Here is a 13613-nt window from a genome sequence, read left to right on the forward strand (position 1 = left end):
ACCGCGCAGGTCAGTCGGAGCGGGTGCCCGGCGCGAGCCCGCCGTCGACGAGCGCCGCGCCGAGGAACCGCAGCAGGCCGAGCAGCAGCAGCTCCTTCGACTCCGATCGGCGGTACTCGTGGCCCTCGCCCTCGAGCCGGAGGTATTCGACCGGGCGCCCGAGATCCTCCAGCGCCCGCACGATCTGCTCCGCCTCGCCGACCGGCACGTTCGTGTCGAGCTCGCCGTGGACGACGAGGAGCGGCACGTCGATCGCCGACGCGCTCCCCAGCGGCGAGAGCCGCTCCAGCAGCTCGACGTCGTGCTCGGGGTGGCCGTACTTAGTGACGGCGGCGGAGGCGATCCACGGCTCGGTGTCGCGGTAGAAGGTCCGGAGGTCCGACATGCCGCAGATGTCGACTCCCGCGGCGAACACCCCGGGCGAGAAGGCGAGCGAGGCCAGCGTCAGGTAGCCGCCGTACGAGCGGCCGGTCACGGCGATCCGACCGCGATCGGCGATCCCGGCGTCGACCAGGAAATCGGCGGCCGCGAGCACGTCGTCGAACGCGTCGGAGCGCTTCTCGACGTCGTCGGCGTGCACGAAGTCGCGGCCGAAGCCCGAGGATCCGCGGACGTTCGGAGCGAAGACCGTGATCCCCGACGCCGCGACGGCCTGGTGCTGCGCCGCGAAGGTCGGGCGCTCCTGCGACTCCGGCCCACCGTGCAGGCTCAGCATCGCCGGGCCGCCGGCGGGCACCCCCCGCGCGCGGTAGAGCCAGCCCGAGAGGGCGAGCCCGTCGCGGCCGGTGAAGCGCTCGAGCGTCGGCACCACGAGGGGCTCGGCCGGCAGCGACGACACCTGCGTGAGACGCGACCACTCGTGGGTGGCCGTGTCCATGCGCCACAGCTCCCGGGGACGCTCCGGCCCCTCGACACCGAGGACCACGCTCCCGCCGTCGCGCGAGAGGACCGGAGTCGTGGCGACGAGGCCCGGCAGGCCGGAGACCGGGACGCGCGCGCCCGTCGTGGTGTCGAAGAGCTCGATCTCGCTCGAGCCGGCGACGTTCCAGACGAGCAGGAGCAGGCGGCCGGAGTCGTCGGCGTCGAGGCCCTCGAGCTCGGCGTCGTCGCGGGCGGCGAGCCTCCGGATGCGGCCGCGCCAGCCGTCGGGGCCCAGCGGCATGGCGACGAGCTGCCGCCGCGGGAGGTCGACGTCGGTGGCGAGGTACGCCACGATCGGGCTCTCGTTGTCGTTGAGGGCGGAGGGGCGCAGCAGCGCCACGTCGGTCGACCCCGTCCCGGAGTCGGGCAGCAGAGCGTGGTTCTCGTTGGTGAGGCGGTCGACGACGACGCAGTACTGATGGCCGCGCTGTCCGTCGCGGACGACCACGAGGCGCTCCTCGACCGAGAGGTCGAGGACGGAGATGAGGTCGCCGTCCACCAGCGGCCGGCGCTCACCGGAGACGGGATCGACGAGGAAGGAGCGCGTCGGCTGCTCGGGCTCGGCGGAGGGGACGGTGACCACGATGTGGTGCCCGCTGCGCGTCCACGGCCCGAGCTCGGCGTGGGCGTCGCGCGAACCGGCGATGCGCCGGGCGTCGGAGCCGTCGGGCCGGACGACCCAGACCTGCGTGCGGACGCCTCCGTCGGTCGCGACGAGGCACGCGAGCCACGCGGAGTCGGCCGACCACGAGACCGAGAGCACCGGATCGTCGGTGAAGCGGATGCAGTGCGCGGCGGGCGGCTCGCCGTCGGAGGCGACGTCCTGCACCCACACCTCGGGCGAGCCGCCGCGATCGCTGATGAAGGCGGTGCGGGCGGCGTCGGGAGTCATGGTGGGGCCCCAGCTGCCCCAGGCGTGCACGAGCTCGAGACCGAGCCGCTCGGCGGCGGCGAGCCGGTCGGGTGCGAGGAGGGTCATGCGACCATCCTTCTGCACTCGCCCGGGCGCGTGTTGCGCGGCGGGCGAACGGCGCGCGACGGTTCGGGTCCGGCCCGGCGCGCCGGCTCAGCCGACGCCGTGCTCCTGGAGCCACATCTCGAGGAGCGCGAGCTGCCAGAGCTCGTTCGAGCCGAGGCGGGTGCGGGTCGCGTTCGGGTCGGCCAGGAGGGAGTCGACCGTGGCCGGGTCGAAGATCGCGCGGTCGCGGGCCGACGGATCGGTGAGCGCCGCGCGGACGCGCTCGAGGTAGGGGCCCTCGAGCTGACGGATCGCGGGCACCGGGAAGTAGCCCTTCGTGCGGTCGATCACCTCGTCCGGGACGATGCCGCGCACGGCGCGCTTCAGCACGCCCTTGCCGCCGTCGGCGAGCTTCAGCTCCGGCGGGATCCGGCCGACCAGCTCGACGAACTCGTGGTCGAGGAACGGCACGCGCGCCTCCAGCCCCCACGCCATCGTCATGTTGTCGACGCGCTTCACGGGATCGTCGACGAGCATCACGGTCGTGTCGTTCCGCAGCGCCGCATCCACCGAGGTGTCGGCGCCGGGCCGGCCGAACCGCTCGGCGATGAAGGCGGTCGCCGCATCCTCCCCCCGCCACTCCGGGGTCAGCAGCGCCTGCAGCCCCGGGAAGCGACGGTCGAAGAAGACCGACGCGTACGCCTCGGCCGCCCCCTCGCGCGGCACCCCGGACAGCGGCGGGTACCAGTCGTAGCCGCCGAGCACCTCGTCGGCGCCCTGCCCCGACTGCACCACCTTGACGTGCTGCGAGACGTCCTCGCTCAGCAGGTAGAAGGCGACCGCGTCGTGCGACACCATCGGCTCGCTCATCGCGGCGATCGCCCCGTCGATGCCGGGCAGCAGGCGCGCGGAGTCGATCGCGATGCGGTGGTGGTCGGTGCCGAATCGCTCGGCCACGAGGCCGGAGTACTCGAACTCGTTCCCCGACTCCCCGCCCGCCGAGTCGAAGCCGATCGAGAAGGTCTGCAGGCCCGACTGCCCCGCCTCGGCGAGCAGGGCCACGACGAGGCTCGAGTCGATACCGCCCGAGAGCAGCACCCCGACGGGCACATCGGCGACCATGCGGCGCTCGACCGCCGTGCGGAACGACGCGATGAGCGCCTCCTGCCAGTCCCTCTCGCTCCAGTCGGCGCGCGAGGGGTCGCGCGCGAAGACGGGCTCCCAGTAGACGTGCTCGCGGCGGGTGCCGTCCGGCTCGATCACGCGCACGGTCGCGGGCGGCAGCTTCGTGACTCCGCTGAGGATGGTGCGCGGCGCCGGCACGACCGAGTGGAAGCTCAGGTAGAACATCAGCGCGGTGCGGTCGATCGAGGTGTCGGCGACCCCGCCCGCGAGCAGCGCCTGCACGGTCGAGGCGAACCGGAGGCGCTCACGCGTCTCATCGAGGTACAGCGGCTTGATGCCGAGGCGGTCCCGCGCCATCACGACGCGGCCCGAGACGTGCTCGACGATGACGAACGCGAACATCCCGAGGAAGCGGTCGACGCAGTCGACTCCCCACTCGGCGTACGCCTTGCCGATCACCTCGGTGTCGGAGTGCGAGAAGAAGCGGTGCCCCTTGCCCTGCAGCTCGGTGCGCAGCTGCTCGTAGTTGTAGATGCAGCCGTTGAACACGATCGAGAGGCCCAGCTCCGGATCGATCATCGGCTGCGAGCCGGCGGCCGAGAGGTCGATGATCGAGAGCCGCCGGTGGCCGAGCGCGACCGGGCCGCGGGCCCACAGGCCGTCGCCGTCGGGGCCGCGGTGCACCATGCACCCGGTCATCCGCTCGACCGCGGCCGCGTCGGCGCGCCGACCGTCGAACCTGATCTCACCGCCCAGTCCGCACATGCGTCAGCGCCCCACGATCCAGGTGTCCTTGGCGCCGCCGCCGCGGGAGGAGTTGACGATCATGCTGCCCTCGGCGGCGACGCGGGTCAGCGCGAGGTCGGCGAGCCGGACGTCGCCCTCGCCCGTCCCCGTCACGAAGACGAAGGCGCGGAGGTCGACGTGCCGGGGCTGCAGCTCGGTGCCCGAGAAGGAGGGCAGGGACGAGAGGCGGACGACCTCCTGCGCGACCCACGCCTCCGGTTCGGCCGCGATGGCGGCGCGCCGCTCGGCGACGCGCGAGGCCGCGGCGGACGGGCCGATCATCACGCCGCGCCCGCCGTAGCCGTCGACGGGCTTGGTCACCAGCTCGCCGACGCGCTCGAGCACGATGCGGCGCTCCGCCTCGTCCTCGGGGCGGTAGGTGGGCACCGACTCGAGCAGCGGGCGCTCGTCGAGGTAGTAGCCGATCAGCTCGGGCACTGCGCAGTAGAGCGCCTTGTCGTCGGCGATGCCGTTGCCGGGCGCGTTGGCGAGGAACACGTGGCCGGCCGCCGCCACCTCGAGCACGCGCTGGCCGATGGCGCGATCGTCGGCGAGCAGGTCGGCCAGCTCGACGTCGAGCCGGAGGTAGAGGGCGTCGACGACGCGTCCCTGCGCCCGGACGCGACCGCCCTCGACGGTGAGGTCCTCGGCCTCGAGGAGGAGGAGCCCCGCACCCTCGGCCAGCGCGCGGTGCTCGAACCACGCCGAGCTCGACGCTCCGCTCGAGAGCAGGGCGAGCACGGGCTCCGGGACGTCGGGGGCGACGCCGTGCAGGAGGGTGCGCCGCAGCTCGGCGAACGCGCTCGACGGATCGAGCAGGCCCTCGGGCCGCGGCAGCTCGGGGAGCAGATCATCGACCAGGGAGCGGATGCCCATCGCGTAGGCGAGGCCGCTCGGGTTCCGGAGGTTGTCCTCGAGCACGCGCCAGCCGCCGAACTCGTTGCGGACGAGGTCGAAGCCCATCACCGACCCGCGGACGGTGCCGGGAGGGAGGCGGGTGCCCTCCTCGCGCCAGCCGGCGGACCCGCGGAGCGTGCGGACGATGCCGTCGCGCTCGGCCCGCTTCTCGCCGTACGCGTCCTGGAGGAAGCACTCGAGCGCGCGCGCCCGCTGCTCCAGGCCCGCCGCGAGCTCGGTCCACTCGTGCGCCTGCAGGATCCGCGGCACGAGGTCGACGGGGAAGGGCCGGTCCTCGTCCTCGAGGCGGAAGGTGATGCCGGCCGCCTCGACCAGGCGGTCGCGCGAGTCGTGCAGCTCGCCGAGGCGCTCGGGGCCGAGACCGCGGAAGTGCTCGAGGATCGGCTGGTAGGCGCTCCGGGGTCGGCCGCCGGTCGCGACCGCCTCGTCGCCGGCCCGCACGCGGTAGGTGCGCAGGCTCGGCGCAGGGAGGATCGGCCCGCTCGCCGGCCCGTGGGTCTCGGCGATGACGGAGTCGACGACGGCGTCGAGGGTGCCGCGCTCGGCGTAGACCGCGCGCTGACGATCGGCGGAGTTGCCGCGCGCGATGAGCGCCTCGGCCAGCTCGCGCACCTGCTCGAGGTCGCCGAGCTCGTGGAGCGCGGGCTGGAGGCGCGCGATCATGCTGCGCAGCGCCTCCGCCGCGGGGACGGGCCGGGGGTGCTCGGTGTGATCGAGGAGCTGGCCGGCCAGACCGCCGCGCGCGGCCTGCCAGGTGGCGGCGCGCTGGATCGGCGGCGGGGTGTGCCGGAAGGGTCGGCCCGCCTCGATGTCGAGCTCGGCCGCGCGCACGAGACCGCGGAAGAGACCGGCGACCAGCACCGCGTCGTCGACGATCGGCATCGCGTCGCAGACCCGCAGCTCGAGGGTCGGCGCGTGCGAGGAGGGGCGCACGTCGAAGTAGGCCATCTTGGAGTCGGCGATGACGCCGGTCGCGATGAGGTCGTCGAGGAGGCGGTCGTACTCGGCCGCGGAGGCGAGCGGTCCGGTCGCTCCCGCGCTCGGCCAGCGCTGCCAGATGATGGTGCGGATGCTCGAGTACCCGGTGTCCTGACCGTTCCAGTACGGGCTGCTGGCGCTCGCCGAGAGCAGCACCGGCAGGTCGCGGGCGATCCGCTGCGCGATCTGGATCGCGAGCTCGCGGTCCGAGACGCCGACGTGGATCTGGGTGCCGCAGATGAGCTGCTCGTCCACGAGCATCCGGTACTGCTCCTGCATCCGCCCGTAGCGGCCGGTGCTGGTGAGCTCGAAGTCCTTGTGCTCCGATCGCGGGGCGGTGCCGACGGCGGCGATTCCGATGCCGTCGGGAGCCGCCGCATCGATGACCGCCTTGCGGAGGGCGATGAGCTGCTCCCGGAGCCCGTCGAGCGAGTCGACGACCGGGGTGTTCGTCTCGACCGTCGTGCGCTGCAGCTCGGCCGAGAAGTTCTCTCTCGGCAACCGCGCGAGCACCTGGGGGGCGTGCGCGGAGAGCTGCTTCGTCTCGAGGTCGATCAGGTGGAGCTCTTCCTCCGCGCCGAGTGTGAGTTCTGCGCGCATGCGCCCACCGTACGACGCCCATGTTTCGGGCAGCTACGGGGTTGCCTGCGCCGGAGCAGGGTGGGTGCGCTCAGCGGGCGGTGCGCCGGCGCAGCTCGATGTCGATCTGCGAGGAGTCGAGCGCGGCGAGCACCGACTCGAGCACGTCGGCGTCGAAGGTGCCGTCGTCGCGGGCGTCGAGCAGGGCCGAGCGCTGCGCCTCGATGACCGCGAGGCGGTGCCGCCCGGCCGACTCGAACGCCTCCGTGCCCCGCTCCTCCGGCACCGGCGGCGGGGCGTCGACGGCCTCGGCGCTGGTCTTCAGGAGCGCGAGGATCCGGATGCGCTCCTCGGCCCGCGCTCTCGCGACGGCCTCCTCGTCGACCTCCGGGGCGATCAGGCGCAGGAGTGGACCGATGGTGCCGCCCTGCACGACCAGCGAGAGAGTCGCCACGGCGAAGGCGATCAGCACGAGGACGGAGCGCTGCGGAGTGTCCTCGGGCAGGGTCTGCGCAGCGGCGACGGTGACCGCTCCGCGCATCCCTGCCCAGACCACCGCGGTGCCCTCGCGCCAGCCGAGCGGCGCGCGGACGAAGTACTCCATGTCGGCGAGGATGCGCCGGAGCCGCACGGAGAAGCGGTCGAGGTCGCGCTCGGAGCGCTTCCGTCCGCGCTGCGAGTCGAGCGTCTCCTGCCGGCCCTCCGGTGTGGCCAGCTTCTCCTGCAGGCCCTCGACCCGCGGCCGCATCCGCTCGCGCAGCGTCGATCTGCTGGCCAGGACGCGCAGGAGCGGCGCCACGTAGACCGCGCGGACGAGGACGGTGAGCAGGAGCGCTCCGATCGCGACGAGGACCGCCGGCCAGACTCCGGCGTGATCCTCCTCGACACTCGTGACGATGGCCCGGATCTGCAGCCCCATCGTCAGGAACACGGCGCCCTCGAGCACCAGCTCGACCGTCCGCCAGTTCTGCGAGTCCGAGAGGCGGTTCTGCGGCGAGAGCTCCCGGGGCGCGCGGATGCCCGTGACGACTCCGGCGACCACCGCGGCGACCAGACCGGAGGCGCCCAGCAGCTCGGCCGGAACCGACGCCAGGAACGGCACGGTGAACGACAGGATCGTGTTGACGGTCGGGTCGGAGACGCGCTGCCGCACCACGAGGTTCAGCCAGCCGACGAGCGCGCCGATCGCGACGGCGATGGCGACCGAGTAGGCGAAGGAGCCGACCGCTCCCCAGAACGAGAAGCCCGCCGCCGCGGCGACGATCGCGGTGCGCAGCAGCACGAGGGCGGTCGCGTCGTTGAGCAGGCTCTCGCCGTCGAGCATCGCCACGACGCGGCGCGAGACGGTCGTGCCCTTGACGATCGAGGTCGCCACGGCGTCGGTCGGGCTGACGATCGCGCCGAGGGCGACGCCCCAGGCGAATCCGAGATCGGGGACGGCGAGGAGGAAGAACACGCCCAGCACGAGCGAGGTGCCGACCACGAGCAGCACCGACAGGCCGCTGATGGCGCCGAACTCGCGGCGGAAGTTCATCGCGGGCATCGACACCGCGCTCGAGTACAGCAGTGGCGGGAGCACCCCCTGCAGGATCCACTCGGGCTCGATGTCTATCGTTCCGACGCCGGGGAGGAGGCTCGCGCCCACTCCGATCGCCACGAGGACGAGGGGCGACGCGATGCCGAGCCGGGGGCCGACGAGCGTCGCGGCCGCGATCACGACGAGCGCGGTCACGATCACGACGAGGAGCTGGGTCACGGGACGAGCCCGAGCCCCGCGACCACCTCGGCGCCGGCGAGCCGGGCGAGCACCGCCCCCGGGAGCACGATCTTCGACCGGCGGACCCCGCTGCCGATCACGACGGCGGGCCGCTCGAGCACGCGCTCGTCGATCAGGAGGCGCCACCCGCCGGGCAGGCCGATCGGGGTGATGCCGCCGTACTCCATCCCCGACTCGTCGACCGCCCGCTCCATCGGGAGGAAGGACGCCTTGCGGACGTCGAGCAGCCGGCGGACGGCTCCGTTCACATCGGCGCGGGAGTCGGCCAGGACGACGCACGCGGCGATCCGCTCCTGACCGGTGCGCGATCCGGCGACGACCACGCAGTTGGCGAGGTCGCGGTCCTCGAGCCCGTAGCGCTCCTTCGTGACGGCCGTGTCGGAGTCGGCGGCGTCGATCTCGACGACCTCCAGCTCGTCGAGCAGGCCGTCGCGCTCGGCACCGGCGAGGACGGCCTCGGCGAGCAGGTCGAGGCGCTCCGACGCGGGGGCGGTGGTCAGCGAGCCGAGGGTCATGCGGTGCTCCGTTCGTCCGGGGTACCGCCCATCGTGGCGCACCCGGGCGCGACTCAGGAGGCGTCGCCGGCCGGAGCGGGCCCGAGGCGGCCGGCGCGCACGTCGTCGAGGAAGTCGGGGCGGAGGACGAGGCGCTCGATCTCGTGCGCGCCCGAGGTCCAGCCGTCGCCGAGCGGGTTCTGCGGATCGAGGAGGACGTGACCGGGAGTGGCCGCCCTCCCGAGCGCGGCGGCGACCGCGCGGTCGGTGTCGTAGAGCGCGTGCTCGACGAGCGGGGCGAAGACCTCGTGCGCGGCGAACGCCTCCGGGGTGCCGAGGAAGACCGGCACGAGCTCCTCCCCCTCGCGCAGCCCGTTGGGCCACCAGCGGAAGCGAGCGACCAGCTCGTGGCACGAGTGGCAGTTCGGCGAGAAGAAGACGAGGTGGGTGGGCGGCTGGGCGAACTCGGCCAGGAGGATGCGCTGCCCCGCGAAGGTGCGGAGCTCGAGGCCGGCGGTCGGGTCGACCCGGGCGGACCCCGCCGGAGCGGCGACGGCGGGCGCGGGGACGGCCGGAGCGGCGACGGCGGACGCGGGCCCGGCGGTCGCGCACCAGCACGAGGACGACCGCGATGAGCGCGGCGGCGAGACCCGAGGCGGCGGTCGCCGCCGGCACGGGGCCGAGCAGCGCGGCGGCGGCCGGACCGGCGAGCCCCGCGAGCGCGAGGGCGAGGAGCAGGGCGTTCCGCGCGACCGTCCGGCCGCTCATCCGCGACTCGCCGAGGCCGCCGAAGCACTCGCAGTCGACCGGCTCCGGTGCCCGGGAGGCGCGCATCGCGACGACCAGGAACACGGCGAAGACGAGGGCGGCGGCCGCGAGGGCGACGCGGTGGGCGGGAGCGGGCGCCAGCACGACCGCCGCGCCGAGGAGGATCTCGCCGAACGGGAGGGCACGGGCGAACAGCGGGCTCCGAGTGAGGAGCGCCGGCAGCCCGAGGACGACGAGGCTGTCGCGGAAGGCCGCGGCCCGGCCGAGCTTCAGTGCGCCGCTGACCACGAGGACCGCGCCCGCGCCCCAGCCGGCGAGCGCCGCCACTGCTTCGAGCATGCTTCTCCCTCCGCCCCGCCACCGCCGGTGAGCACCGTAGCCCAGGGCCGCGCGGCGCTTCTCGCCGCGGCGGCAAACGACGGCGGTCAGGCGCTCAGGAGGCGGTGAGGTAGACCTTCCGGAGCGTCTCGGTGACGATCCAGCGCGTGCGCGCACCCTCGGCGAGGCGGACGATCACGCCGGGCTCGAGCGGGACGACGACGTCGTCGATCTCGATGCGGCCACGACCCGAGACCACGACGAACACCTCCTCGGCCTCGATGTCGCGGGCCTCGCCCGCCGCCATCTCCCACACCCCGATCTCGAGGCCGCCGAGGGTCGCGAGCGGCTGCAGCGCGGTCGCCGGGGCGCCCTCGCCCGCATCGAACGGCTCGAGGGCGACGTCGGCGATCCGGACGGCGGTGTGGTGGGCGAGGTGCGGCACGTCTGCTTCCTTCCAGCGGGTCAGGAGTCGAAGCCGAGCCCGAGGGCGTCGAGCGACTTCAGGAGGAGGTTGCGCCGGCCGCCGTCGTGGTCGGCGCGGTCGAGCGACCAGCGGGTCGCCTGGATGCCGATCGAGGCGAGCGGCTCGGGCGGGAAGGGCAGCGGCCGGCTGCGCACCATCTCGAGCTCGGTCCGCTCGGTGCGCTCGCCCGCGAGCAGGTCGAGCATCACATCGGCGGCGAAGGCCGTCGTCCCGACTCCGAGCCCCGTGTAGCCCGCGGCGTAGGCGACCCGGCCGCCGAGCGCCGTGCCGTAGAAGGCGGCGAACTGCGTGCTGGTGTCGATCACCCCGGCCCAGCGGTGGCTGAAGCGCAGGCCCTCGAGCTGCGGGAAGGTGGTGAGGAAGTGCGAGGCCAGCGCCCGGTAGGTCTCGGGGCGGTCCTCGTAGCCGGAGCGGATGCGTCCGCCCGGGTGGTAGACGGCGTCGTAGCCGCCCCAGAGGATGCGGTCGTCGGCGGTGCGACGGTAGTAGTGGAACTGGTTGGCGACGTCGCTCAGCCCCTCGCGCCCCTCCCAGCCGATCGCGGCGAGCTGAGCCGCGTCGAGCGGCTCGGTCATCAGGACGTAGTCGTAGACGGGGACCGTCATCAGGCGGGTCCGCGCGAGGAGCGACGGGAACGCGCTGGTGCCGAGGATCACCTGCGCGGCGGTCACGGCGCCGCCTCCGGTGCGCACCCGCACGCGGTCGCCGGCGCGCTCGAGGCCGAGGACGCGGCTGTCCTCGTGGATCTCGACGCCGAGCTCCTCGGCCACCCGCGCGAGTTCGCGGGCGAGCCTGCCGGGATGCACGAGCGCGCAGTGCTCGGCGGGCGCGGACAGGCCGGCGAGGAACGTGGGCGAGTCGACCACTCCGCGGACCTCGGTCTCGTCGAGGAACCGCCCGCCCGCGACGCCGTCGCCCTCGGCGAGCCACTCGACCTGGTGCTCCTCGACCGCGACGGCGAGGGAGCCGGTGCGCTCGAAGTCGCAGTCCATGCCGTAGCGGGCGATCGTCTCCTGGATGCGGTCGAGGTTCTCGACCCCGAGGCGCTCGAGGGTGTCGTACTCGGCGGGCCAGCGGGCGAGCCCGTTCTCCCGGCCGTGGGTCAGGCTCGACTCGACGAAGCCGCCGTTGCGCCCGGAGGCGGCCCAGCCGATCGAGCGCGCCTCGAGCAGGACCACGCGCCGCCCCGGGTCGCGCTCCTTGGCGCGCAGGGCGCTCCAGAGTCCGGAGTAGCCGCCGCCGACGATCACGAGATCGGCGGTCGCCGACCCCGTGAGCGGCGCGCGGGGTGCCGGGGCGTCCTCGAGCCAGAAGACGCCGCGCCGCGAGCCGGCGAGGGAGGCGTCCACGACGGAGGGCGCCGGGGCATGACGTTCGAAAACCGTTGTCCTTGTGGGCATAGTGCCTCTATTAGGTCATCGATCGGCGCTCCAGGCAACCGGATCCGTCGAATCGGCGCGGGCGGCCCGAGGCGCTCACCGGCGCCCCAGACCGGTGTCGCCCCTCCGCTCTACACTGCGGAGGGGATCGGAGGGGTCATGAGACGACGCGCAGAGGGCGAGCGGGCCGTCGCGAGCGCGGCGCCTCCTCCGGCGCCGGCCGAGCCGGACGTCACCCCCGGTATGCGCATCGCCGCCGCGTGGAGCTGGCGGTTCCTCGCCGTCGCCGCGGTGCTCTACCTCGTCGTCCGGCTGGTGTCGCTGATCCCGGTCGTCGTCGTCCCCGTGCTGATCGCCCTCCTGCTCACTGCGCTCCTGACGCCGCTGCGCGATCGCCTCGAGCGGCTCCGCTGGCCGCGCTGGCTCTCGGTGCTCGTCTCGATCCTCGCGATGCTGCTCGCCCTCCTCGGGCTGATCGGCCTCGTCGTGGTGCAGTCGCGCTCGGGCTTCAGCGGCATCGGGCAGCGGCTGCTCGACTCGGTCGACGACGTCGAGGCGTGGCTGCAGGGCCCACCGCTCTCGTTCACCGACGTGCAGCTCGGCGACTGGGCGCAGGAGGCGGTGTCGTGGGCCGACATGCAGGCGGCGACCATCGCCTCCGGAGCACTCGCGGTCGGCTCGCAGGTCGTCGAGGTCTTCGCCGGCGCCCTGCTCACCCTGTTCTCGCTGATCTTCCTGCTGCTCGACGGGCGGCGGATCTGGGAGTGGATCCTCCGACTGCTGCCGCGGCGCGCCCGCCCGCCGCTCGAGCGGGGCGGCGCCGCCGGCTGGCGGACGCTCAGCCAGTTCGTGCGAGCGCAGCTCGGAGTCGCGGCGATCAACGCGATCGGCATCGGCATCGGCGCCCTCGCGCTGCAGCTGCCGCTCGTCGTGCCGATCGCCATCGTCGTGTTCCTCGGGTCGTTCGTGCCGATCCTCGGAGCGATCGTCACCGGAGCGCTCGCCGCGCTGGTGGCGCTGCTGTTCAGCGGTCCCGTCGCCGCGCTCGTGATGATCGGGGTGGTCGTGCTCGTGCACCTGCTCGAGGGGCACGTGCTGCAGCCGCTCATCCTCGGGACGGCGGTGAAGGTGCATCCGCTCGCCGTCGTGCTCGCCGTGGCGACCGGGCTCGAGGTGGGCGGACTCGCCGGGGCGCTGTTCGCGGTCCCGGTGATCGCGACGCTGAACGCGGCGATCACGGCGATGCGGGCTCCGTGAGCGCCTTCGACCCGGGTGCGCTGCCGGGGTCGGTGGTGCTGCCGGCGCTCGCCTGCCCGGTCTGCGGCGAGCCGCTCGCGCCCGACGCGCTCCCCCGGCCGTCGATGCTGCGCTGCCCCCGCGGACACAGCGCCGACATCGCGCGGCAGGGCTACGCGTCGCTGCTGCGCGGACGGCACGCGACCTCGGGCGACACGGCGGCGATGGTGCAGGCGCGATCCGATCTGCTCGGCTCGGGTCACTACGGGCCGATCCAGGCGGCGGTGGCGGAGGCGGTGCCCCCGGAGTCGGCGCTGGTCGTCGATCTCGGCTGCGGCACCGGGGCGTACCTCGCGGCCGTGCTCGACGCGCACCCCGGGGCGTGCGGGCTCGGGCTCGACCTCTCGGCGGCCGCGGCGCGACGGGCCGCTCGAGCGCACCCGCGGGCCGCGATCGCGACCGCGGATCTCTGGCAGCCCCTCCCCCTCGCCGACGCGAGCGCCGACGCGCTGCTCACCGTCTTCGCGCCGCGGAACGCGCCCGAGATGCTGCGGGTGCTGCGACCCGGAGGGATCGCCGTCGTCGTCACGCCGCGCGAGCGGCACCTCCACGAGATCCGCACCGACCTCGGGATGCTCGGCATCGACGCGGGCAAGGCCGAGCGGCTCGACGAGCAGCTGGCGGGGTTCGCGCTCGCGGGCCGGCGCGAGCTCGACTACCGGGTGACCATGACGCGGGACGAGCTGCGGGCGGAGGTGCTGATGGGGCCGAGCGCGCACCACGTCGACGCCGCCGCGCTCGAGGCGGCCCTGGCGGGGCGCCGGGAGGCGACCGCGGTGACGGTCGCGGTGACGGTGTCGGTCTACGCGCGGTAGGGCGTGCGAGTGCA

General features: G+C 74.1%; 10 protein-coding genes. 2 read left to right on the top strand and 8 right to left on the bottom strand.

What is annotated here, in order from left to right:
* Positions 1-10: 10 nt before the first annotated feature.
* From GSU68_RS14940 to GSU68_RS14970, 8 genes are all read right to left on the bottom strand, one after another.
* The gene (locus tag GSU68_RS14940; RefSeq protein WP_159909466.1) at positions 11-1900 is read right to left on the bottom strand and encodes a S9 family peptidase; all 1890 of its coding nucleotides are present in this window, start codon (positions 1898-1900) and stop codon (positions 11-13) included.
* Positions 1901-1987: 87 nt separating this feature from the next.
* Entirely contained in the window at positions 1988-3769 is a 1782-nt protein-coding gene (locus tag GSU68_RS14945) for an N-acetylglutaminylglutamine amidotransferase (protein ID WP_159909467.1), read from the bottom strand.
* Positions 3770-3772: 3 nt separating this feature from the next.
* Complete coding sequence (locus GSU68_RS14950) at positions 3773-6286, bottom strand: glutamate--cysteine ligase (protein WP_159909468.1); 2514 nt, start codon at positions 6284-6286, stop codon at positions 3773-3775.
* Between the two features lie 70 nt (positions 6287-6356).
* Positions 6357-8021: a cation:proton antiporter gene (locus GSU68_RS14955; RefSeq protein ID WP_159909469.1), complete on the bottom strand. Its 1665-nt coding sequence runs from the start codon at positions 8019-8021 to the stop codon at positions 6357-6359.
* Positions 8018-8557, bottom strand: a complete 540-nt coding sequence (locus tag GSU68_RS19900; protein WP_244259297.1) for a YbaK/EbsC family protein — start codon at positions 8555-8557, stop codon at positions 8018-8020. Before GSU68_RS19900 ends, GSU68_RS14955 begins: the two co-directional genes overlap by 4 nt.
* Before the next feature lie 53 nt (positions 8558-8610).
* Positions 8611-8886, bottom strand: coding sequence for a hypothetical protein (locus GSU68_RS19905; RefSeq protein WP_244259298.1), 276 nt, complete (start codon positions 8884-8886; stop codon positions 8611-8613).
* Positions 8887-9737: 851 nt separating this feature from the next.
* Positions 9738-10067 carry a cupin domain-containing protein gene (locus GSU68_RS19910; protein ID WP_159909471.1) on the bottom strand — a complete coding sequence of 110 codons (330 nt, stop codon included), beginning with the start codon at positions 10065-10067 and terminating at the stop codon, positions 9738-9740.
* Between the two features lie 20 nt (positions 10068-10087).
* Positions 10088-11509, bottom strand: coding sequence for an FAD-dependent oxidoreductase (locus tag GSU68_RS14970; RefSeq protein WP_159909472.1), 1422 nt, complete (start codon positions 11507-11509; stop codon positions 10088-10090).
* Between the two features lie 138 nt (positions 11510-11647).
* On the opposite strand from GSU68_RS14970, the gene GSU68_RS14975 reads away from it, so the two are divergent.
* Both GSU68_RS14975 and GSU68_RS14980 read left to right on the top strand, forming a co-directional pair.
* Positions 11648-12745 carry an AI-2E family transporter gene (locus GSU68_RS14975; protein WP_159909473.1) on the top strand — a complete coding sequence of 366 codons (1098 nt, stop codon included), beginning with the start codon at positions 11648-11650 and terminating at the stop codon, positions 12743-12745.
* Positions 12742-13599, top strand: a complete 858-nt coding sequence (locus GSU68_RS14980; protein ID WP_208544584.1) for a methyltransferase domain-containing protein — start codon at positions 12742-12744, stop codon at positions 13597-13599. The genes GSU68_RS14975 and GSU68_RS14980 overlap by 4 nt, the downstream gene beginning before the upstream one ends.
* The last annotated feature ends 14 nt before the right edge of the window (positions 13600-13613 follow it).

The sequence above is a fragment of the Rathayibacter sp. VKM Ac-2759 genome (assembly GCF_009834225.1).
Classification (GTDB): Bacteria; Actinomycetota; Actinomycetes; order Actinomycetales; family Microbacteriaceae; genus Rathayibacter.

Coding starts and splice junctions, on each gene's coding strand:
- GSU68_RS14970 (WP_159909472.1), bottom strand. CDS start 11,509: ATGCCCACAAGGACAACGGTTTTCGAACGTCATGCCCCGGCGCCCTCC.
- GSU68_RS19900 (WP_244259297.1), bottom strand. CDS start 8,557: ATGACCCTCGGCTCGCTGACCACCGCCCCCGCGTCGGAGCGCCTCGAC.
- GSU68_RS14945 (WP_159909467.1), bottom strand. CDS start 3,769: ATGTGCGGACTGGGCGGTGAGATCAGGTTCGACGGTCGGCGCGCCGAC.
- GSU68_RS14940 (WP_159909466.1), bottom strand. CDS start 1,900: ATGACCCTCCTCGCACCCGACCGGCTCGCCGCCGCCGAGCGGCTCGGT.
- GSU68_RS14975 (WP_159909473.1), top strand. CDS start 11,648: ATGAGACGACGCGCAGAGGGCGAGCGGGCCGTCGCGAGCGCGGCGCCT.
- GSU68_RS14950 (WP_159909468.1), bottom strand. CDS start 6,286: ATGCGCGCAGAACTCACACTCGGCGCGGAGGAAGAGCTCCACCTGATC.